General features: G+C 42.9%; 15 protein-coding genes. 4 read left to right on the top strand and 11 right to left on the bottom strand.

Annotation, left to right across the window (positions count from 1 at the left end; genetic code table 11):
* Window positions 1–144: 144 nt before the first annotated feature.
* A complete protein-coding gene (gene istB / locus WS42_RS00600) occupies window positions 145–921 on the bottom strand; it encodes an IS21-like element helper ATPase IstB (protein WP_046450630.1) in 777 nt (258 codons plus the stop codon).
* Window positions 918–2,450 (bottom strand): IS21 family transposase, encoded by a 1,533-nt coding sequence (gene istA / locus WS42_RS00595; protein ID WP_046450635.1) that lies wholly within the window; start codon window positions 2,448–2,450, stop codon window positions 918–920. Before istA ends, istB begins: the two co-directional genes overlap by 4 nt.
* Window positions 2,451–3,059: 609 nt before the next feature.
* Here istA and WS42_RS00585 point away from each other — a divergent pair.
* Window positions 3,060–4,865 (top strand): glycoside hydrolase family 2 protein, encoded by a 1,806-nt coding sequence (locus WS42_RS00585; protein ID WP_022159376.1) that lies wholly within the window; start codon window positions 3,060–3,062, stop codon window positions 4,863–4,865.
* Between the two features lie 198 nt (window positions 4,866–5,063).
* Here the strand turns inward: WS42_RS00585 and WS42_RS15185 are convergent, their stop codons facing one another.
* The 9 genes from WS42_RS15185 to WS42_RS00540 all read right to left on the bottom strand — a co-directional run bounded on the left by WS42_RS15185 (window position 5,064) and on the right by WS42_RS00540 (window position 19,935).
* Window positions 5,064–7,226 carry a thioredoxin fold domain-containing protein gene (locus WS42_RS15185; RefSeq protein WP_087394817.1) on the bottom strand — a complete coding sequence of 721 codons (2,163 nt, stop codon included), beginning with the start codon at window positions 7,224–7,226 and terminating at the stop codon, window positions 5,064–5,066.
* A gap of 15 nt (window positions 7,227–7,241) precedes the next feature.
* Window positions 7,242–8,816, bottom strand: coding sequence for a PKD-like family lipoprotein (locus tag WS42_RS00575; protein ID WP_022159378.1), 1,575 nt, complete (start codon window positions 8,814–8,816; stop codon window positions 7,242–7,244).
* 31 nt (window positions 8,817–8,847) lie between these two features.
* Complete coding sequence (locus WS42_RS00570; RefSeq protein WP_022159379.1) at window positions 8,848–9,726, bottom strand: DUF4843 domain-containing protein; 879 nt, start codon at window positions 9,724–9,726, stop codon at window positions 8,848–8,850.
* A gap of 3 nt (window positions 9,727–9,729) precedes the next feature.
* Window positions 9,730–11,250, bottom strand: a complete 1,521-nt coding sequence (locus tag WS42_RS00565; RefSeq protein WP_013612413.1) for a RagB/SusD family nutrient uptake outer membrane protein — start codon at window positions 11,248–11,250, stop codon at window positions 9,730–9,732.
* An 18-nt stretch (window positions 11,251–11,268) separates the two neighbouring features.
* Window positions 11,269–14,607: a SusC/RagA family TonB-linked outer membrane protein gene (locus WS42_RS00560; RefSeq protein ID WP_022159380.1), complete on the bottom strand. Its 3,339-nt coding sequence runs from the start codon at window positions 14,605–14,607 to the stop codon at window positions 11,269–11,271.
* Window positions 14,608–14,649: 42 nt separating this feature from the next.
* Complete coding sequence (locus tag WS42_RS00555; protein ID WP_022159381.1) at window positions 14,650–15,816, bottom strand: FecR family protein; 1,167 nt, start codon at window positions 15,814–15,816, stop codon at window positions 14,650–14,652.
* Between the two features lie 401 nt (window positions 15,817–16,217).
* Complete coding sequence (locus WS42_RS00550) at window positions 16,218–18,404, bottom strand: TonB-dependent receptor (RefSeq protein ID WP_046450629.1); 2,187 nt, start codon at window positions 18,402–18,404, stop codon at window positions 16,218–16,220.
* Between the two features lie 134 nt (window positions 18,405–18,538).
* The gene (locus WS42_RS00545) at window positions 18,539–19,249 is read right to left on the bottom strand and encodes a tetratricopeptide repeat protein (protein ID WP_013612417.1); all 711 of its coding nucleotides are present in this window, start codon (window positions 19,247–19,249) and stop codon (window positions 18,539–18,541) included.
* Between the two features lie 113 nt (window positions 19,250–19,362).
* Window positions 19,363–19,935: an RNA polymerase sigma factor gene (locus WS42_RS00540; protein WP_013612418.1), complete on the bottom strand. Its 573-nt coding sequence runs from the start codon at window positions 19,933–19,935 to the stop codon at window positions 19,363–19,365.
* Between the two features lie 111 nt (window positions 19,936–20,046).
* Between WS42_RS00540 and WS42_RS00535 the strand changes: the two genes are divergently transcribed.
* The 3 genes from WS42_RS00535 (at window position 20,047) to WS42_RS00525 (ending at window position 24,427) form a co-directional block, all read left to right on the top strand.
* Window positions 20,047–21,225, top strand: a complete 1,179-nt coding sequence (locus WS42_RS00535) for a DUF4934 domain-containing protein (protein ID WP_013612419.1) — start codon at window positions 20,047–20,049, stop codon at window positions 21,223–21,225.
* Window positions 21,225–22,634, top strand: a complete 1,410-nt coding sequence (locus WS42_RS00530) for a TIR domain-containing protein (protein WP_049782894.1) — start codon at window positions 21,225–21,227, stop codon at window positions 22,632–22,634. Before WS42_RS00535 ends, WS42_RS00530 begins: the two co-directional genes overlap by 1 nt.
* A 149-nt stretch (window positions 22,635–22,783) precedes the next feature.
* Complete coding sequence (locus tag WS42_RS00525) at window positions 22,784–24,427, top strand: ABC-F family ATP-binding cassette domain-containing protein (RefSeq protein ID WP_022159951.1); 1,644 nt, start codon at window positions 22,784–22,786, stop codon at window positions 24,425–24,427.

The raw sequence follows: 24,427 nt of genomic DNA, 5'->3' as shown, positions 1-24,427 counted from the left end.
TGTAATAAGCAAATTTAAAAGCAGCATTTTTTGGTAAAGTTGCTTAATCACTTTTTGGTAAACTTGATCACCACTTTTCAGTAAGCTAGGAAGTAGCATATTTTAGTAAAGTGAGATTAATCGTTTATCGGTAAGCAGGGTTAATCACTCAACAGGTTCAGTTTTATTCTTATCCTTTTTAAAGATTGTCTTTCTGTTTTCCAACCTGTAGCTTGTACCGGTCAGTTTGACTACTTCACACCGATAGAGAAGCCTGTCGAGCAGGGCCGAGGTCAGGACTTCGTCATCCAGCATCTGTGTCCATTCCGTGGGAGCCTTGTTTGTTGTGATGATGATGGATGTCTTCTCATGCAGGGTGTTTATCAGGTTGAAGAAGGCGGTGGCTTCCTCTTTTTTCACGGGGAAGAGCATAATGTCATCGATAGCCAGCAGACCGGCATGTACAATCCGGTTGTAGGTCATCATTGCGGAGGTGGACAGTTCCTTCATTTTCAAGCATGTCACTATGTCCTCCATCGTCATCATGTAAGCCTTGTGACCGGCCTTTACGGCCTCATAGACCAGTCCTGCCGCAATGAAGGTCTTCCCTGTACCGGAAGGTCCCATAAGTACGACATTGTAGGCCTGCTCCATCCAGTGCAGCTGGCGTAGCTCCTTCAGTTGGTACTGTGTGATTCCTTCCGCGAAGTTGAAGTCGTACAGATCAAGATCATGTCTTTGCGGCAGACGTGCGGCGGAGAGTCTTCTCTCGTAATCCTTTTTTTCACGACACGTGATTTCTCTTTCTAAGAGGCCCATCAGGAACTCATGGTAAGTGGGCTTGTCCTGCTGAGCGACGTGCAGCAGTTCGTCCATATGGTTGCACAGATGGTACAACCGTAGGCGTTTGCCGTATTCTTTCAGTTGTTCGTTTCCTTTCATTTAAATATGCTGCTATATTGGTTTATATTCGTTTTTTCAGGCATCTCCTGTGCTACCGTCGGGATTGTGGCGGTTGACATGGGTGGCAGGTCTGCCGGCTTTTCTTTCTTCCTTTTCTGGATACTTCTGGCGGTATCTGTCAGCATCAGGGCGTTATAGGCTCCTCTGTCCAGACATATCTCCATAGCCTCATGGAATGTCTCCCGGGAGAAGGTTCGCATAAAACGGAGGATGTGGTTAAGATTGTCCCAGTAGTAACGGGGTTTGCCGGCACGCAGACCGTTCATCCACTCACTGGCTATGCTGTCACCACCGGCATAGTCCACGATACGTTTCTCCATATCCTCACGGGGAACGTTTCTGACACGGTGATGGGCCATGTTGGACACGGTCTTGCCCTTTTCCTTGCATAACGGATGGCTGGTTATCTGCTTGCCCGTCTCCTTGTCGAAGATCTCCAAACGTTCCTCTTCCGATTCCTGAACCCATACTGTAGTGCTCTGCCCCTTGTAGGTCCCGCAGGGGAGCGTATAGAAGTTGCTGTGATAACAGATGGTATTATCCTTGCGTACATAATACTCCTTCATCTTTTGCCGTGGTTCGGTCGGTATCCCATGGTAAGGTTGCAGACAGTTCCTCTCGATCTGGAACTCCTCCGAAGGGATAAGATGTGTCAGGCTATGCTCGTTTCCGTTTCCGGTACGTTCAAGCCATTCCAACGCCTCCTTGTTCAGTTGATCTATCGAGTGGAACGTGCGCCCACGAAGGAAGTTGTACTTCACGTATTTCACCACGTTCTCTATCTTTCCCTTCGATTCCGGATCTGACTTACGGCAGAAAACCGGCTGGAAGTGCTGCTCGTTCACGAAGGCATGGAACTCACGGGTCAGCAGGACATCTCCAAGGTTTTCATTGACGATCAGTACCTTGTCCTGGTCATAGATGATCTTCTTGGGTTTGCCTCCGAGATAGGCAAACGACAACTCATGGGCATAAACCGTCAAGGCTGTTGTAAAAGGACTCCGGCTGAAGTAAATATACTTGTATCGGCTCCGGCATAAGACAATGGCATAGAAGTAGACTTTGACCGGATGATGCTCCTTATCATACATCCATCGTTCGCCAAAATCAACTTGAGCGTATTCTCCATAGGCTGTGTCTGGTTGCTTCTCGTATTGACGGTTACCATGCCCGACACGCTTGGAGATATGATATTTGCGACGGATGTACTGCACGTAGGTGTAAACTGTCTTTTGCCCTACATCGGGGAAGTCTTCATACTGTTCACGTAGCCAGTCTCGTATCTGGCTACTCGACAGATAAGGATGAGAGTCCAGACTCTTATGTACAAAATCCTCATACGGGTCCAGTTTATGGTTATAATTACGACGATAGCTCTGGCTGTTCATAAACTCGCTCTCACTCATCGACTGATATTTACGAACGGTGTTACGGTTAATTCCCAAACAACGAGCTATCTGCGTTTTGTTTAGGCCTTTTGATTTTAATTCTTTAACTTTGTACCACATTACAAGTTTCTTTAGGGAACCTGTGAGTTCTTCGGCATCCATATTCATTGAGCTTTTCTTATCACAAAGGTATGGATGCCTTTTTTCTGTTCTTCCGAAAGTGATTAATTTACTTTGCCATTTTTCGACACTGCAAAGTTACCGATTACAGAGAAGTTCTCCTTTATCGACCCGGCGACACTCCATTATAGAAGCAAGTGCTTCCTGTTCCTCCGGATGCAGAGGATAATAACGTCTGGACAGAGTTCGTGTTATAGCTAAAGCAGTTTTCATATTTACCGGGAAAAAAGTATACAAAGAAAAGAAAAAGGGTTGAAAAAAAAGAGAATCGGAGCTTATAAAGTTCATCATAAAACGTACGTTTTAACAGTTACAGAGGTTAGAGAAGTGAAGCTTTCACCGTTGTAACTAAAAAATGGGAGAGGATCAGCAAGAAGAGCGAAGTGCAAAAGAAGGTGTCTGAAAACAAACTATTCAAAAAAGAGTAATTTCTGGTCAAAGGAGGAATTTTGGTTAAAATTTACCTTTATTTGAATAATAATCACCTTTGATTTCAAACGTTAGCACGTATTTTTGATCCGTCGAAATAAATTAATCAATCAGATATCTATGAAAAAAATCTTATTTTCTGCAATTGCTCTGGCTGTTAGTTTGGCAGGGTATGCACAATGGAAACCTGCGGGCGATAAAATAAAAACCACGTGGGCAGAGCAAATCGATCCGAATAATGTACTTCCGGAATATCCCCGACCGATCATGGAACGGAAGGAATGGAAAAACCTGAACGGCTTGTGGGAATATGCCATCCGTCCGACGGGTACTCAGCAACCGGCAGACATGGACGGTCAGATATTGGTACCATTTGCCGTAGAATCGAGCCTCTCGGGTGTGATGAAGACTTTAGGCAAAGAAAACGAATTGTGGTATAGCCGGGAATTCACCGTTCCCTCCTCCTGGAAAGGCAAAAACATACTGCTGCACTTCGGGGCTGTCGACTGGCAAGCCGATGTTTGGGTAAACGGCGTTAAAATGGGACAACACCGGGGAGGATACACCCCCTTCTCTTTCGATATTACTCCGGTTTTAGCTAAAGGAAAAAACCAGATCACGGTAAAAGTATGGGATCCGAGCGACGAAGGTTATCAACCGAGAGGAAAACAGGTGAAACACCCGGACGGTATCTGGTACACTCCGGTCAGCGGAATCTGGCAAACGGTATGGATGGAACCTGTATCCGCCAACCACATCACCCGGCTGAAAACGACACCGGATATCGATAAAAAGATCCTGACCGTAGAAGCTCATACGGCAACCGGCAATCCTTCCGCCGTTGTTTCGGTAGTAGTATCGGAGGGAGGAAAGGTCGTAGCTACAGGAAAAGCCATGCAGGGCCAGCCCGTTCAGCTGGCGATCGAGAATGCCAGATTATGGAGTCCTGAAAATCCTTTCCTTTATGATATGAAAGTGACTCTGACCGACAATGGAAAAGTGATCGACGAAGTGAACAGCTACGCTGCCATGCGGAAATATTCTATCCGCCAAGGCGCAGACGGTATTACCCGTTTACAGCTGAACAATCGGAATGTTTTCCACTTCGGTCCGCTGGATCAGGGATGGTGGCCCGACGGATTATATACCGCTCCGACCGACGAAGCCCTGGTATACGACATCAAGAAAGTAAAAGATTTCGGATATAATATGATCCGTAAGCATGTAAAGGTAGAACCGGCACGCTGGTACACCCATTGCGACAAATTAGGCGTAATCGTATGGCAGGATATGCCGAATGGCGACAGAGGACCGGAATGGCAAAGCAGACAATATTTCAAAGGAGTAGAAATGGTCCATTCCGCCGAATCGGAAGCCAATTACCGCCGGGAATGGAAAGAAATCATCGACCTGCTGTATTCCAATCCTTGTGTAGGGGTATGGGTACCCTTCAACGAATGCTGGGGACAATTCAAAACTCCCGATATCGCAGCCTGGACAAAAGCTTATGATCCGAGTCGTCTGGTCAATCCTGCCAGCGGTGGAAATCACTACACCTGCGGAGATATTCTCGACCTGCACAATTATCCGGGGCCCGATTTATATCTCTACGATCCGATGCGGGCAACCGTATTAGGAGAATACGGCGGCATCGGACTGGTGATGAAAGACCACCTCTGGATGCCCGACAGAAACTGGGGATATGTGAAATTCAACAATCCGGAAGAAGTGACGACGGAGTATATCAAATATGCCGAACATTTACTTCAGTTGATCCCCCGGGGATTCTCTGCCGGCGTATATACCCAGATTACTGACGTCGAAGGAGAAGTCAATGGACTGATGACCTATGACAGAAAAGAAATCAAGGTAAACGAGAAAAAAATCCGGGAAATGAACCAAAAGATATGTAATTCCTTAAAATAAGAATACATACAAGATTTTAGACAAAACAGCGCGAAAGCGGTTTGTTTCTGTCGGACATCGGGAGAGGGCAGGCAGACGCATTACTTAGGGATTTGGTGAAACTCCTTTTACCTACTTGATTGAGAGGTCGAAACGGGAAATAATCCCGTTTCTCCTACTCAATTAGCTTTTATCATTTCAGAATCCCGTTTTCTTACTTTAAAGTGCTTTCAGAAATTCTTCAGGATCAGCTGTTGCTCCGACAAGCCGGGCAACCACCTTCCCTTCGGGATCTATCAGTATCTTAGTAGGAAAAGAAGTGATATTATAAAGTTTCAATAGATCCTGTTCCTCCTTACCTTCATTGTTGAGGATTTGAGTCCAGGTCATACCATCTTCTTTTACCGCCTGTTTCCATAATTTTTTAGCCTGCTCCAGATCCTTCACATTTTCATCGGCCACATTGACAAAGACTACCTTCCCGCTATATTTTTTATGTAACTCTTTCAAATGGGGATGGGAGGCCCGGCAAGGTCCGCACCAACTTCCCCAGAAATCGAGCAATACATATTTCCCTTTCAGCTTTTTCAAAGAAACGTCTTTACCATTCATATCCTTCTTCACAAAATCAGGTGCTATTGTACCCGGACGATAAGGGCGGCCGGCATCCAATTTCCGTTTGAGTATTTTCCCATAAGCTGTACCTTGCAATTCCTGAGGAAGCTGATCATATATCCGTTCGGCCTCGTTTTCGTCAAACCAATTATAATGTTCCAGCAAATTCATCAGGGAGATATAACTTCGGGGATTTGCCCGTACAAACGCCATTATGGTTTGTTTGTTGGCCTGCATATAAGCGTCAAACTCCTCTTTATAATCGCGGATATCTCCTCCTTCAAGCATATTTGTCATTGTCAACTGTCGGTAAGCCGCTTCAGCAGGATCAACCTGCTCGTAATAAAGACGCCAGTAATCGTACGCCACAGTACCTCCTCTAATCCAGTCAACTTCCGGTACTTTCCCTTTTTCAGCTCTGATTTTCATAACAGCATATTCACCAGGGACCACCATCAGACTGACATTCGGATAATAGGTACCCAAGCGGGGTGCCGGACAAGCCAGTTCTTCACACAAAAGCTTCAGCGTCAACCGGGAAGTATCCCGGGCAGCCATATTCAACCTGATCCGGTGATCAGTAAAATCGAAAGTATCCTGTAGCATACCCTGGGGTGTCCATCCCATGACGATCACTTTTCCCTTCTCTACAGCATCGATTTCTGCCTGCAAAGTAAAATCTTTCTTCCCTTCCAATTCCAGCATCTTCATCCGCAGAATACGCTGATGGAATTCGTCGGCAACCTGCATATTGCTGCGCAATAAATCGACTGCCAGTTGTTTAACCTCCTGAGATTCGGTCATTACCACCTCCAGATCCAATAGAATCAGAAAACGGTCCTGATCTTCCAGAACAGGGAATTTTTCCTTACATATTTCCAGATATTCCCGGACATTCCCTCCCATCCGGACATCAGCTATGGCCAATAAATCCGGCATCGCACGGGTATGGGTAAGCTTTACCTGTTCGATATCCGTTTTCAATTTCTGCAACCCCTCAGCAGTAACAGGTTCCGGGCTTCTCAATGAGAAATAGGGAATCAACCGGATGCGCAACCATGAATACAACAGTTTATCTACAATCTCCTTTCCGTTTGCCCTGACAAATTGTTCCCTGTTATCAAACACATACTGTGCTTTGGGGTCATCAAAATTCAGGGTGTAGCGTTCATATAGAAAGAAGTTCTCCGGTTTTACCTTTTTCCGGGCAGATAAGCGATTAAAATAATCATTGATCACCCCGAATCCCTCATTTGTCTTCCCTTGTTCCAATAATAACGTGGCATAATCATCAACCAACTGAGGAGTACGTTCGCCTTTTTCGTAGCGTTTAGTCAATCCGGCAGGTGACCATCGGGGATCGATCCCTTTGCGGATTTTCTCCACAAACTCATCGGCCGGGCGATAGCCGGAGGTCCTGAATACCTCCGTACCATCCGGACTCAATACCACAAACGTAGGAAAAGCCTTTACGGCATATTTCTTTGCCAGTTCCAACCCATTTTCTTTCTCTGCATCTAATTTGAGGGAAATAAAAGTACGGTTGAAATATTCTCCTACTTCCTGCTGGGGAAAAACCTCTTTTGACATTCGTTTACAAGGTCCGCACCATGTTGTATAAAAGTCAATGAAAACCATCTTGTTCTCTTTCGCAGCAAGTTCTATCGCTTCCGTATAAGAAAGCGGCCGGAAATTTACCCCCTGGGCACACACCCACAAAGGCAACAGCAGGATTCCGGCCATCCATATGATCACTTTTTTATTCATAGATATGATCTCAAACTATTGCCGGTAATCAATATCTTTCACTTTCACCAAACCGTTCCAACGACAATCTTTCAAAGGTTCCAATTCAAAAGAGTCCAGATCAGTACCCAAAAGATAACGCGTTACAATTCCCTTCTCTGCCGCGTTGTAGGTACCAACCATCAACTCATCGTAATTATTTCCATAGGGATCAAATTTGATAAAGGTAATCTGATCGCCCAGGTCTTTCTCATAATGAATATGATTCACATAATCATATGCATGTAATATTTGTCCGTCAGCATACAATAACAAAGAACGCCTAGAAGCAAAAGCGTAAAGTAATCCGCTTCTCAAACCGGTCGCTTTCGATTTGTCTATCGTATAGCCGGCTCTCTTCTGAGGCATATCGCTCGGCACATAATTCCGGATACTGCAATAAAACTGATAGACATAGAAATTTTGCTGATCTTCCATCAGTGCAAATGAATTTCCATTTGAACTACCTCCCACTGTATTAAATGTATTCTCACCATAAATACAGATCCGGCCTGCCGGTTGTATCCATGGAAACGCTTCTCCGATATTGTCCTGTAACTGAGTTACACTCAATCCGTCAGCACTTTTCAAAAGGGTAAAACAATGATCGTCGGTATTATAAATAATCCACCCACTCGGATTGATGATACTGGTAAAAATATATGGGAAAGGCCGGAAGCATTTTTCACTCATCACATCCATACGGTTGGAAGGATTTCCATAATTTTCATCCGAGTACAAACTCGCCCCGAATACATAATCTTCTGTCATCATTACCCGACTCATTGTCATACTGGTATAGTACCGTTTGGCAGCCATATCCACCACATTCAACATATCAGGCATCGGAAAACCTGAATAAGTCATAGAACGCAAGGTATTCATGGGGCCGGAAGCGAATGAGGTCAAATCCAGATAATAGGATCCTGATTCTGTGGATATCCACAGTTTCATTGCCGGAGTCTCAGAATAATGAGAACCGGTATACATGACCCGCATCGGTCCCCGTAATTCAGGCAATCCATTCCCTTCCAACAGATTCTTCAACACAATCGTATCTTTTGCCATAGAAATCATATCCATACCCACCGTGCCATCTTCTTTTTCCCCAAGAACAAAAAAACCTTTATCCGTCACACTCAAAACAGTCAGTGAGGTATAGGATTTCCAGATCAAATCGGTCTTTGTATCTTTGACTTTCAGAAATAAACGATAAGAATCAGGTTTCAAATCGACAAAATACCTCAGATTCCGTTCCGTACCCAAAATGATTCCTTTATCCCGGTCATCGGTCGAACTGCTGGCCACCACTTTCCATTCGTATTCATAACGCGAAGGATCACTGTCTTCTGTAAACTGTATCACAGGTTCTTTCCGTACGGTGTCCAGATAGGAAAGCGGAGTGATTTTTAAAGTATCACTCTTAAAAATAGCCGTATAACCTCCTTTTTTCCAATCGGAAATTTTTACTTCATTAATTGAATGATAATCATTCGATCCCTCGTCATCATAACAGGAAATACTAAAAACAGATAGGATTCCCGCCCATAATATCAATATTAATTTTCTCATCGTAGTCAGATTTTAGTATATTTCAATTCTATCATTCTCCCGGTTGAAACGGAACCCCATAATAAGATTTCCAACTCACCCCCTGAAACCACATCAGTCGTCCATCTTTCTCCCTGATTGCATCACGATGATCGGGGCTCTTGTCATATAATGCCTGCAAATCCATAGCCATCTTGTTTTGGATAGCATATTTCAAACCGGACGGCATCGTTTCATTGGACATAAAATCTTCATAAGTCAACTCTGGAAAACGCTTTAGGATTTCTTCAAATTTTTCCTTTGAAAAGAATCCCCACAATCCTCCCTCCAAATCTCCGATTTCACCGGACTCCCTTCCCATCCAAACTTCCGGACAAGTAATAAAGTTGTTCAGGATAATCTTATGCCGTGTCCCGTCAAATTCCTCCTTGCCGCTATCATTCCCCAACATACCGCTCAAATCGAACCATTGCGGAATAGCCAGGGTGAAATCTTCGGATGGCAATAAACGAAGTACAAGATTACGTTCCACTTCATCCAATGCTTCACTATTTTTCACAGTCACCGGCACATCTGCATAACTCCAGCCTCCCTTTATGGTTTGCCATTCATCAAATTCCAGATAATTTTCACCTTTTACGGCTGTCGTACTATCCTGATCGACTACAATACGGAATTTCCGGTCATAATCCTTTATCCTTCCTGTCGCCTGTACCCTTATTTTCAGCAACTGTTCATCTACACCCTTTTTAATAAATTCAACTTTAGTATAAGGCTGGGCGGCCCAATAAGTCGTGTCATACCAATCCACTCCCCATTGTACATAGAAATAAACTCCTTCCTCTCCGTCGAAATCCTTGATTTCTTTTTCACATCCGGACAGACCGGCAATGATGAGGAATAAGGTCGCTATATAAACAATATTTTTCATAATTTACTCTTTTTCAGTTGAACTACTTTGATTTTCCCGTTGACTGGTTTCACTGTCAGGTAATGGAACCACATAATTCCGGAGTTGCATCGTCAACGTCTCTGCCGGCTGGGAACCATCGGGTATACTTTCCAACCGATTGCGTTTGAAATAATAGAAGGTTTGCCCCTCTCCGATAAATTCCCGGATATACTCATTCCGGATAGCCGTATTCAGATCAGTCGGCGACTCTGTATTCAGGCTGATACACTTTCTGGCTTTACGTAAAGGATTCAGGTATTTTTCCAAAGCAATACCGACCTGCCTTTCCCGGACTCCGACACATTCGGCCGCAATCAAATAAAGTTCGCTGACCCGGATCAGGGGAACCATATAAGCAAAACGCTCTGCCTTGGCCTTTGCTTCATCGGTAGTCGTCTGTACCTCTGCATACTTCTTGAAACAACAAAACTCTTTTCCTTCCTTTGTTACAGATTCCCACATTTTAAAACGCAAATCATCGGGAGATTCGAAAATGGTACGGATACGGCCATTCTGATAGCCTCCGGCCAAAGTCAGTAAATTCACCACATTCAGATCAGAGGTAAAATAGGTCTTATAAATATTATCTGTACGAATACTATTGTACAAAGAGAACAATACCTCTGTCGCAAACATATTATCATTGGAGGCTGTATCTGCATAAGTTGCTGTACACAAAGGGAACAAAGGATTCTTTTCGTCAGCGACTTCCTCAATCACCTCAATGGCACATTCTTTTGCCTTGCTGTAATCTTCCTTCCACATATACGCCCTTGCCATCAAAGCTTTCACTGCATAGTAATTCATCCGGTATTGCCGGTAAAAAAGATCATTACCATTTTCTCCTCCACTGTAATTTCTGGCTCCATCGGTAATAACAGGATCGACATCCTTCAATAAATCAGCAGCTCTTGTCAAATCGGTAAGCACACAGTTTAATACGCTGTCTGCGCTTAACAAAGGTTCGACAATCCGTTCCGAAGAAGTCTGGTAAGGTATACTTGCCTGCTCCTTTTCCGTCCAAAGTGGCCCGAACAGCCGGAGCATATCGAAATGTAACATAGCACGTAATCCCAACGCCTCGCCTTTGATCAATTTATAATACAGTTCCGGCAGCACCGGATTCCCGTCTCCGCAATGTTCCAGTATAGCATTCAAATTCGAAATCTGGGAATAAGTGGTCTTCCATACCGTTTCGAACCGGTCTTTTGACGTCTTACTATCATAAGCATAGGACTGGTAACCACTATAATTGTGCTCACTGGTGGTACAATTATAATACTGAGCCATCACATCAATTATACCGGCCGACAAATTACCTCCATAATTCGACGAACTATTCATATTCAGGTACACCCCGTTTAAAGCCATCAGAAACCCCTCTCTTTCTTCAAACAGGTCTTTTTCCATAATCTGATCCTCCGGAGCCACATCCAACCAGGAATTACATGAAGCGCCTATCAGTAAAAGCCCCAGTATCCATATTCTTTTTATTCTATTCATAATCTAATCTTTTTAGCATTAAAACCTTATACCTAAAGAAAAAGCCACACTACGGGCAAAAGGATAATCCAATCCCCGTTCATTTTTTACAGTAGATATCCGGAAAATATCGTTCATATATCCGCGTATAGTCATGGAAGAAGCACCGAAATGCCTCAGCCAGCGAGCCTGGGTTTCATACCCGATGGAAACCGATTCACAGGATAATGTATTCTCATCGGCAACAAAACGGGAAGACATCGGAGTGGTTTCATTCAGAGATATGGCTTTAAATTTAGCGACATCCCCGGGTTTCTGCCAACGGTCGTACAGGGCTCGTTTGTCCTGATTATAATACACGTCCTGATCAGAAATATTCTCTACTTTATTGTACAGAGCACTCAGAAAAATCTGTCCACCTACCCGGTAACGGAAATTTATCGAAGCCGACAATCCTTTCCAATAGAATGAACTGCCGATCACACCTTCCAGCTTAGGATCTGAGTTACCGACGATGACCTCATCATTATAATCGAATTCAAAAGTCTGAGTTCCATCTTTCTTGATGAAAATTTCCCGTCCGGTCACCGGATCGATTCCGGCCGAACGTACAGCCCAGATATCAGAAGGGCTTCCTCCGTCATAATAACGTTTCAAATTTGAACTTCCGATCTTTTGATCAGTTTCATCTTCCCGGTTTTGTGCATTGTATTTTTCCAGTGCATTCCCGATATTCTTATACTCATATTTTAAATGCCGTAAATTTCCATTGATACTCCAGTTCAGCTCCTCCTTCTGTAACACGACGACATTAGCCGAAAGTGTATACCCTTTGGTCGTCTGTTTTCCCAGATTGGTCGGTACGGAAGCTGTACCTGTCGAAGTCGGTAAGGTCACTGATACCAATAAAGGATCGGTATTCTTCATAAAATAGTCGAAATTCAGACGTAAACGACGATGAAATATTTCTACATCGAATCCGAAATTCTGATCGATTGTTTTCTGCCATTCCAGATTCGGATTCCCGTAAGAAGATATTCCGACTCCTAAACCGAAAGGATTATTAAAGCTTGTCGTATAGCTATACATATTGGACGACATGTACAGGCTAAAATTCTGGTTACCCGGATTACCGATCGAATAACGCAATTTCAGAAAATCAATAAACGCACAGTTTTTTACAAAAGATTCATTGTGTATATTCCAGCCGACACCTACCGCCCAGGTTGTCGTAAACTTATTCGAAACTCCGAAAACAGATGAACCGTCCGCCCTGAAATTAGCATCCAACAGATAACGGTTATCATAGGCATATCCCCCGTTCATATAATAACTGGCCGAACGTTTCTGGCTGTTTGAATAAGAAGGCTTCTCTCCGGACGGATAACCATTGGAAAAAGTAGGATTGATATTCCGGTCGTCGACATAACCTATCGCTCTAAAACCGGAAGTCTTGTTTTTATTATCGGACACCTGCATACCCACAACGGCATTCACCATGTGTTTATTGTCAAACAACTTACCGAAAGTCGCATTCAAATCCCCGTCATAGCTCAACACATCCCCATTGGTTTCAGAATAAGATCCTTTTTCTTTTTCACTCTTCCCGTAAAATACCGAAGCTTTAGGAGATTGAAAAACTTCTTGTTTAGACACCGACTTCGATACGCTGATTCTGGCTCTCAACCGGAGAGGTTCAATAACCCGCCAATCCACCTCAAAATTGTTCCGGAAGCCGAAATTCCGGGTTCGGTTGGAAGAATTCAAAGACATATCGTACAACGGATTGAAGACATATTCATCACCTGACATAAGTTTATATTTCTCGAGCACTGCCTCCGGCTCTCCATAATCGTTCACTTTCCGGTAATAGGGATTGGCCTGTGAGAATTTGGAAAAAGCTACTTTTTCGCGATCGGATACCGAATAATCAAAATTGACGTAATCGGTAAATGCCAGATTTTTGTAACGGTAAATCAAACGGACGTTTCCGTTCAGGACATTATTGTCAGACCCTTTCATGACACCGGCTGTCCGGTTATAATTTACCCCTAAACCATAACGCATACGGGAATCTCCCCCTTCAATAAAAAGATCATGACTGTGGGAAGTGGCAAAACGTAAAGGTTCGTTCAGCCAATACGAATCCACCCCTTTCTCCACTTCAGCCAAACGTTGGTAGTAAGTAGACTGATAACCTTCGTCTATAATTTCCCCATTTGCATCTAAAGGACCATAACGGCCGGCTAATTTTTCAAATGCCAATTTTTCACGGGCATTCATCAAATTATAATCCGAAAGATCGGCAAATGAAAAATTCAGGTTCCCATTGTAATTCACTTGCAGTTTTCCGGCTTCAGGAGCTTTTGTTTCAACGACAATAACACCGTTCGCTGCCTTGGAACCATAAATAGCGGTTGCAGCAGCATCTTTCAATACAGTGATACTGGCCACCCGGTCCATACTCAGATTACTGATTGCTTTCAAGGTCGATTCGAATCCATCCAGAATAAACAGGGGCTGGTTCGGGTCAGTATCATATTCCTGGGTTAATCCGACAACACTCGTTTTACCACGCACATTAATATCCGGCAAAGTATTGGGGTCAGAGCCGAACTGATTATTCTCAATGATCGCAAAAGAAGGATCGATGGTTTTCAGACTTTGCAAGACATTGGTATTCCCGATCATCTTCAACTCCTTATGGGTATAGGTCTGGGAAGAACCGGTAAAACTCTCTTTTTTCCTGGAATAAATACCGGTGATCACCACCTCTTCCATCTCCGTCGCTTCTTCTTTTAACACAACGGTCAAAGGTTCTGTATTCTTCAAAGTCATTTCAACCGAAGTCATTCCGATAAAAGAAAATACCAAAGTCTGGCCTACAGGATTCGGTAAGCTGATTTCAAAATCTCCGTTTACCCCCGTTGTCGTACCCAAGGTCGTTCCTTTAATCATAACGGTTACACCCGGTAATGCATTCCCACTTTTGTCCATCACCTGACCGCTAATCCGCTTAGCCACTTGTACTGTCTGCGGGACAGCCGATTTCCGCAGAATAATCGTATTGTTATCTATTTCCGCCGTAAACCCCGTCCCCCTTAAAGCCTGCTCCAAAACTGCGGAAATCTCTTCATTCACAGCAGTGACAGTAATGCCTTTCAAATCTTTTGTTTTATTATAATCATAAATAAAACCCACATCGCACTGTCTTTTAATGGCTGAAATAAACTCTTCCAGTGTAGCATCCTTCAACTTCAAATTTAATCGCTGATGCTGGGAAAATGCGGTTGCATTCAGATTCAAATTGAATACTAAAAGCAAGGCCACCAACTGTGGGACATATAATGCCCATTTTTTACATCCTTGTTTTCTCATAAGTTAGCATTCTTTAGTTCAACATTATTTTAGTCGTTATCATCATTCCCTCACCAAAACGGTATTGCCTGTCGTAGTAAATTTGACATCGCTTGTTTTCTCAATCAAACGAAGAATATCACTGAAACTATCGAAACGTCTCAGTTCACCGGAAAAGACGACCTCTTTTACTTCCGGATTTTGGAAAAACACATGAAAATCATACCACCGGGAAAGCGTAGTCAATATATCCTCAAGACGTTTCCGGGTAAAAACATATTTTCCATCTTTCCAGGCAACATATTCATAGACATCGACAGTCCGCTTTTCAATTTTCCGGTTTTGCCGGTCACAAGCCAGCTGAAAACCCGGTTCCAAAAGAAATACCTCATCCGAAAAGCCCGGAAATTCTACTTGTACCTTCCCGTTAACCAAAGTGGTAGTCAGATTCTGGTCATCTGCATAATTCGTTATTCCGAAACTGGTCCCCAATACCCTGACATTTTGTATTCCCGTATGCACGATAAAAGGACAATTTGTATTTCGTGCTACTTCAAAATAGGCTTCCCCTTCCAGAAATACCTCCCGGGTAGTTCCGGTAAATACCTCCGGATATTTCAGGGTAGATTCTGAATTCAGCCAAACTCTCGTTCCATCTTCCAGAGAAATCTGAAACTCTCCTCCCCGGGGAACAATTACTTTATGCCAGGCCAGCGCTACCGGAATCAGCGTATCCGGCCGGAGATAATCCAAACAACAACTATCCACAATAATATTCTCAGAAATCCTGTTATTCCCCCCATATTCCAAGTTTGTCAGGTTATAAACCTTACCATCAGCCAGTTCCAGAATAGCATTCCGATGACCGGGACGGATCTGTATCTCCGCTTCCGAAGAAACGTTTTTTACATCTTGCGGCACAATTAAAGGTATTACTCCCAACAAAATAATTATTGAAGCTGCTACCACACCACGCCATAACAGACGGTTACGTCCGGGCTTTAACCCCTGTTTATTTATCCGGCTCTGTAAATCAATCCACGCACGGTTCACTTCTGCACTATCCGGCCTTCCATCCTCTCGTAATTCATAAAAAGATTGTAGATTCCAATAATACCTCTGATGATCGATATCCTGCATCCACATCTCAAAATGTTTGACTTCCTCTTCTGTCAAACGGTTTTCCAGTTTTCTATAAAGTAATTCTATCGTTATTTCTTCTTTTTCCATGGTATTTCATTGAACTTAATCCCACTATCTCAAATGAAAAAGGGTCGTTTAATTTAGTTGAAAGTTTATAAAGTTCATAATGTTTATAAAGTCATTGGACCCTGCGGGCACCTGGTTGATTGACAATGAAACAGTATACCCAAGGGATGGATCCTATCGAATTGATTATCAATGACTCTATTCTCTTTTTCTTTTCTCATTTTTTTCCCCTCTTTTATTTTTTAATGGAAGCGAAGCTTCCAAGAATTGTTCATTATTCTTTTTGCGAAAACCCGCAAAAAGAATCGACCCTTTAAATTGTCGTATCAAATTATAATAACAGTCTATTTCAATTATCACCTCTAAAACGGACTCACCTATACTTTGTATGACAAGAATTTGACATTTTTATAAAAAATCATTTAAAAATTAAACTGTAACCCTACATACACCAATCTCCTCTGATATTCTTCCCACCCAAGGACAGATTTATAGTCAGTACTATACACAGGATAATTTCTATTTGATTTATCCAACATATTTGTAATTGTGAAAAATGCAAGTAAGTGACCTTTGTTTAACGGAAATATCTTATTGACGGTCAAATCCAATGAATGATAAGCCGTTACTTGTTCCGAATTATAGTCTCCATAAAGAGGAAACCATACATTATCACTAATATTTAAAGCATACTCAACAGGGGTGTAATATAAACCCGGGCGTGCAGAAAAATTTATCCCTATATTCCATTGATTTGCTGTACGCCAGACAATGGAGGTCCGGATGATATAATCCATATCATTGGCAGAACGATAACTCTTTTTCCCCAACCGGACACGGGAATCGATAAAAGTATAGGAACCTGCAAATGAAAATCGCCCTATCGTACGGGCAACAGAAAATTCCAAACCTTTCAGTCTTCGCTCCACAACAGCCTCTTTCCCATTCTCAGCAAAATAGTCCCGGGTATTTTCATTTTTTAGATAAGAAGAGAGTTTTAGATCAAAGTCATAAATATGACTTGTCAGGTCAACAGAATATTGACGGGAAGAATGTAAAGCAAAATTTTGGCTGTTGTATGCCGGAACATTATAAGTATGATATTTTCCGGCTGACAATAACAATGAAAATTTTTCATTCATATTCCATCGCCCCGAAACTTGCCAGGATGTATAATTTGGTTGACTGGCTTCAGGAATATTTTTTCTGACCGCACCGCTGAAAAGTAAATGACGTACAGGTGTATACTTACAATAAAAATAACCTTCCCAGACACGGTTATAGAGTTTATCATCGGCCGTTACATCCTCTGCTTCATCCGAATAATCATAAAAATATTTGGGAAAAGTACCATAAAAATTAACCCGTGTATATTGATGTGTGAGTCCAGCCTGAAACCCCAGATTTCTAACAAAATACTTTGCGGCCAACGAGGTATACAAGCGGTTCTCCCGTGTCGAACCGTCCATGACACCAAATTGATAACCGCTTTTACAGAGATCTATGCCATTATTCAATTCAACCACTACACCACTTTGCAAGGCCGCAAAAGTAAGGCCTGCAACCTGAAACCAACGCCGGCTTGTTGCCTTACTTTCGTCCTTATAATTATATTGCTCTGTATCTGCCCGGTAGTACTCGTCGATAGCATATTCATAAAGATTGAATTTCAACCGAGGGGTTAACTGTAAATGGAGGTTCACCCCTCCATCCGTCGTATTGAAACGCTTCAAAAAATCTGTATTAGTATGATTCAGCCAGAGGTATGGAGCTGAAAATTGGTGATTAGCATATAATTGCAAGAAATTTTTATCCGATATCTTTTTACTGATCAGGATACCGGCATTCGCAAGCGATAAAGACAATTTCAAATCATTACGAGTGATGTGTTCAGGCGTTTCAATCTCTATCGCACCTGCAATCGAATTCCCTATTGTCAACGGAGGATTACCTGCATAAACTTTCATCTGGCCGATAAGTTCAGTATTGAAAACAGAAAAATTCCCGATACCGTTCAATTGGGTATTGCGTACCGGCTTCCAGACAGGCACCCCATTCAGCACCACAACGGAATGGTTGCCCGAAGATCCCCGTAATTCTGTATTCGCACTTTCCGATACGTTGGTAGACGCCGCCATCACAGATACTGCTTTCAAAGGATCGGCCCCTGAAGCAGGAGAAAGATAAATATCGATACTCTCCAAACGTTCTACTGCAAAATCCTCCGATATACTCGGCCCCATGACGATAACATCATCAAGCTGAATATTGGATTCCTGCAAAACAATATGAATTTCATTCCGGTCAGTTAACACAGAAACAGGAATTTGCCGATTACGGAATCCGACAAACGACACCTGTAAAACATCGGTTTGCAGAATGTGAGCTGAGATTTTAAAAGTACCGTTTATCTTACAAGTAGTCGCCGCAACCCGTGTACCGTCACGCATAAGCATCACAACAGCCCCGGCCAAAGGTGTTCCGTCAATATCTTGAACAACTCCCTGTATATAAGCATTTTGTGCAGACAAACCAACAGGGATAATGAATACGAACACCAATATCAAATAAAATTTATCCCTAACAGAAGTGTAAACCCGGAATGTCATCCTTTCTCTTATAAACCTGAGCACCTCAGAATAGCTATTTTCATATTTTTGATCACACCCTATAAAATCGGATATACCGGCAAATTCTATAACTGTCATGAACGGCTCCATGATACAGGATAATATTCTTATAATTAATAACCGATACGCTTGAATCTTTTATCATCCGGAAATTTATTCCGGGCATCCTGTTTCAATTTTTCAAAAAGTTCCTGATCCCCATCATCCTTCCGGTTCTTGTAATAGGATAACAAGAAATAAAAAGCATCTCCTTTTCCCCAGGTAGGGTCGAATTCATTTTCTGAAGTACGGTCAGGAAGAGCTATTGCTTTTTTGAAATATGCTTCACATTTACTTTTTCCACCATAAAGCTCCGGTGTATAATAATTATTTATACCCAAAACCAGATAGGCCCGTAAATTATCACCATCCAATTCAATAGCCTTCTGCGCCATCGTTTTAGCTTGATTACTCAATTTAATAGTCGCCAACCATCCTGAAAAATTTATTTGATAATTTTTTAACATACCTAGCAGGGCATAATCTTCAGTTGTCTTGCCTTTTGTAGATTCCAGTATCTCAATCGCCTTTTCCGTAAATTTTTCAGCGTCTTCCTCTTTTTTCAATACCCTGGAAAGTATAGCACATTTATAATAAGCATAAGCTTCCCAATAGGATAAATAACGATTATTACCCTTAGTATTGTAATTTCTCAATTCCCGTACAATCTTTCCTATGGAGTCGATTTTTACTGTATTTACATTTGAGTCGATACGATACTGGAAATCTTGAGCCGAAACCAGATTTACAAGGAAACACAGAAATAAAATAAAAATAACTTTCATGACTTATTGTTTATAATAAACATCGGATTTTCATCCGACAGTTTGTTTCAATTACAGATAAGACGAGCTTATTTTTATTTTGAGTGACAAAAATTTGATATTTCTTCTGATTTTCAACAAAAATCAGGATTTTCTTTTCTGACGATATGGAAATAAAATAACACCAAGGCATTCAAATCATCGGCAAGTAGTTCACGCAATTTTTTATATCCACGGAAAATCTGTGTTTTTATGGTATTTATAGATATTCCCAATTCAGCGGAGATTTCGGTATATTTCTTTCCATCGATGATATGCATACGTACGATCTGGCAGCACTGCAAAGGTAAAGAATCGATAGCTTCATGGATCTTGCGGGTCAGTTCTTCACTGATCACCTCATCCACATCGGCAGCATACATCATCGCTTCTGCCATCAGTAGCTTATTGTTATCCCGAACTTTCAAATGCCGCAGATAATCCAATGCAGCATTTCGTGAAGAGGTATATAACCAGGATTTAATATTTACCTCTGAGGAAAAATAAGGATAACTCTTATATAATTTCAAAAAGACATCCTGCACCAAATCTTTAGCCAGTTCCCGTTCTCCGACATGCCGTTCCACAAAAGGCAGCAATACCGGATAATATTCCCGGAAGATCTTTTCAAAAGAGGCTGTATGAGGTGAAATTTGCCGGTTTGTCATATTTTACAATGGTCAACGAAACGATTTAGTGCGAACAAATATACCACATTTATCTAAATTTTTGACAAAATAATCATAACTTGGCAAACAAATTATAATTGTATCCTTGTTATGCAGAATATCCTTTTCTTTTTGCTTTGTGCACTTCTGACCGGTTGTCATGCCGGGACTTCCCGACCCGAATTACCTGAAATGGTAGAATATAGCGGGCCCAATGCTTCTTCGCTAAGGACTTTTATCGAATCGATAGAAGTGATCAAACTGGACCACCGGGAATCGATCACGGTGGGGGCATATAATGCGATTCGTTCGGACAGTAATAGTTTTTATGTCGGTGACATGCTGAACGGGAGTAATCTTGTTTACCGGTTCGACAGGAAGGGAGAATTTTTAGATTCTATCGGAAAAATCGGAAGAGCACCGGGCGAATACCTGGGATTGAGCGACTTTTACAGTGATCCCGAAACAGACGAGCTCTATATTTTGTCGGGACAAGATGTGCAACTCTACCGCTATCATAAAAACGGTCGGTTCATAGACCAAAGAGAGGTCCCGGACAGAACACAGAGTTTTATCAAACTAGGTCCGCAATTCTGGTTTTACGAGGGGTATAACAATGGAAAATATCCTGAACGACTGACACAGACCGATTCGGCTTTGCAAGTGATGGGGAAATACCTTCCGATGGAAACCAGGACACTGGAAGCCAGTATCGGCCCTTTGCTCACCCAGCATCGAAACGAAGCTTATCTTTTCACCGCCCTCGAACCGGTGATTTACCGGATTATCCCCGGCAGTGCCGTTCCTTTCCTGAAATTCGATTTTGGGAAATATAACGTCCCGGAAAGTTATTGGGAAACGGAAAATGCCATGCAGGCATTTACAGATTTAAGTCAGAAAGGATTTATAAGTATCGCCGGTTTTATGATGAACGACGATTATATCGTCACGGAACTCAATCAGCAAACCGGGATGGAGGATTCGGAGTGTTATTACCTATTGGGCATCAAGGAACGGCATAACGGTAAATGGAACTGGATCCGCCAACGTGCAGAAGAAAATAAACTGATCGCCGACAATCAACCCGCCCCCAAGGTAAGCAATCGTCCGGAATGGTATGCCAAAAAACTCAAAGGCTTCACACAAGACGGTAAGTTGATGATCTTTTTATCGGGTTACGAGCTGGAACGTTTGACAGCAAAAGACAGGCAGTTGATACAAAATCCGGAAATATTGGAAAATGCCGACCCGGAAATGGATATGTTTTTATTTCTTTGTAGTTTAAAATAATGAAAAATCAAACCGATATGGAACATGATGTATTTATCAGTTATTCGAGAAAAGACGAAGAATTGGTGAAAAAGATCAGAGCTGCATTGACGCAAGCGAATATATCTTATTGGATAGATAAAGAGGAGATAAAAAGAGGGACTTCTTATGCCAAAGCGATCTCACAGGCTGTGTATAATAGTAAGATTTTACTTTTTATATGGTCGGAGCATTCGAATAATTCCGAGAATACGGCGAACGAGATTAGCCTGGCACTGGAATTCGAGAAAAATATCGTCCCGTTTAAGATCTCCAAGAAGCTGGGACCCAGCGATATGACCTATCACTTATTGAAATTGGACCGGATAGATGCTTGTCCATTCGAAAGCCATCATATTCAAGAGCTTGTCGCCTCGATCGCCCAATGCCTCGGACGTGGTTTAACTCCGTCTTCGACAACATCCGGCACTTCGGGAAGCACTCCTATTTCGAATACTTTTACCTCCTCCTCTACGGCTTCCAATACTTCAAAGATGGAAACCCATAAGTTCGACAATGGGAGCTATACCGGAGAAATGGCAGATGGAAAATTCAACGGACAGGGGACTTATTGCTGGACCGACGGGGGTAGATATGAAGGACAATGGAAAAACGGGAATATGCACGGACGGGGTATTTTTTATTATGCCAACGGAAGCAAATATAAAGGAGATTGGGTAAACGATAAGAAACAAGGCTGGGGAACTTACGACTGGCAAGACGGAAGCAGGTACGAAGGGCAATGGAATGGTGACTATATGCATGGTCAAGGCGTTTTTTATTATGCCAACGGGGATAAATACGACGGACAATGGGAGAATGATCACAAACAAGGACCAGGCATTTATTATTTTGCCGATGGCAGTAAATACGACGGACAATGGGAGAACGGCAAAAAACAAGGACAGGGAACTTACCAGTGGAAAAGTGGAAGCAGGTATGAAGGGCAATGGAAAAATGATTGTATGCACGGTCAGGGAACACTTTATCATCCCGATGGTAGCAAATATAAGGGACAATGGGTGAATGACAAACAACAAGGAGAGGGGATTTATTATTATGCCAATGGTTGTCGGTATGAAGGACAATGGTTTGACGATAAGAAACAGGGACAAGGGACGTTCACGTGGGTCAATGGGGATAAATACGTAGGACAATGGATGAATGATCGTATGCACGGTCAGGGTATTTATTATCATGCCGACGGAAATAAATATGAAGGGCAATGGGTAAACGATATGAAACAAGGACAAGGGACGTTCACCTGGAATAACGGAGATAAATATACAGGCCAATGGATGAATGACAGACGACACGGACAGGGGACCTATACCTGGGCCGACGGTACCCGGAATTCGGGCATCTGGAAGGAAGGTAAATTTATCGGATAATCCGGGGAAGATAACTATATTTACTTTATTTATCCTTATTCCGGCATTTTTATTCGACTTCTTTCTATCTTTGCGGCAGGATAAAAAGAACAGAGGGGCAGGAAAAAGAAGGGGGAAAGATGGATTTAAAAATTTTCGACAGATAAAAAATGATTTCAGTAGACGGACTTACGGTAGAATTCGGTGACAGAGCCCTCTTTAAAGATATTTCCTTTCAGATCAATGAGAAAGACCGGATAGCCCTGATGGGAAAAAACGGTGCAGGGAAATCCACCCTTCTGAAAATCCTGGCAGGCCAGCGCAAACCGAGCCGGGGCAGTGTATCGGCGCCGAAAGATACCGTGATCGCCTATCTCCCGCAGCATCTGATGACCGAAGACGGACGTACCGTATACGAAGAAGCTTCGCAGGCTTTTGCCCCTCTTTTCGCAATGGAGAAAAGGATCGACGACCTGAACCGTCAGCTGACCGAGCGTACCGATTACGACTCACCCGAATATTATAAATTGATCGAAGAGGTTTCTGCTCTGAGCGAGAAATATTATAGTATCGATCTCACCCATTTCGAAGCAGATGTCGAAAAAACACTGCTAGGGCTGGGGTTCAAACGGGAAGACCTGCAACGTCAGACCAGCGATTTCAGCGGAGGCTGGCGGATGCGGATCGAACTGGCCAAAATGTTACTCAAAAATCCGGATGTCCTGCTTTTAGACGAACCCACCAATCATCTGGATATCGACTCGATCCAATGGCTGGAAGAATTTCTGATCAGCAACGGAAAAGCTGTCGTCGTTATTTCTCACGACCGTACATTCGTCGATAACATCACCACCCGGACCATCGAAGTCACGATGGGACGGATCTACGATTATAAGGTGAATTACTCCAAGTACCTGGAGCTACGTAAAGACCGCCGGGCCCAACAACAAAAAGCCTATGACGAACAACAAAAAATGATCGCCGAAACCAAAGATTTTATCGAGCGGTTTAAAGGCACTTACTCTAAAACCCTGCAAGTGCAATCGCGGGTAAAGATGCTCGAAAAGCTAGAGCTGATCGAAGTGGACGAAGAAGATACCTCTGCCCTGCGCCTGAAATTTCCTCCTTCTCCCCGTTCGGGCAGCTATCCGGTAATCGCCCAGGAATTGTCGAAATATTACGGGGATCATCTGGTGTTCAAAGAGGCAGGGTTCACCATTCAAAGAGGAGAAAAGGTGGCTTTCGTAGGACGCAACGGGGAAGGAAAATCTACGCTCGTAAAATGTATTATGGGGGAGATTACGGATTATACCGGTAAACTCACACTCGGCCACAATGTACAAATCGGTTATTTCGCCCAAAACCAGGCCTCTCTTCTGGACGAAGAACTGACTGTTTTCCAGACGGTGGATGACGTTACCCCTTCGGAGCTGAAAAGTAATACCAAAAACCTGCTGGGCGCTTTTATGTTCAGCGGAGACGATATCGACAAAAAAGTGAAGGTACTTTCGGGCGGAGAGCGCACCCGTCTGGCTATGATCAAACTGCTTCTTCAACCGGTCAACCTGTTGATCCTCGACGAACCGACCAACCACCTGGACCTGAAAACGAAAGATATACTGAAAAATGCTTTGATCGATTTCGACGGCACACTGATCGTCGTATCCCATGACCGGGATTTCCTCAACGGACTGGCCCAAAAGGTCTACGAATTCGGAAACGGTAAAGTCACCGAACACCTGGAAGATATCAACGGATTCCTGCGAAAGAAAAAAATGGAGAATCTCCGGGAGATCGAATCCCGGAAATCCTGA

Origin of the sequence: Odoribacter sp. N54.MGS-14, from assembly GCF_000980295.1 — a bacterium.
Lineage (GTDB): Bacteria > Bacteroidota > Bacteroidia > Bacteroidales > Marinifilaceae > Odoribacter > Odoribacter splanchnicus.
Note: the sequence above shows the minus strand (reverse complement) of the source record. Positions and strands in the feature narration are given on the sequence as shown.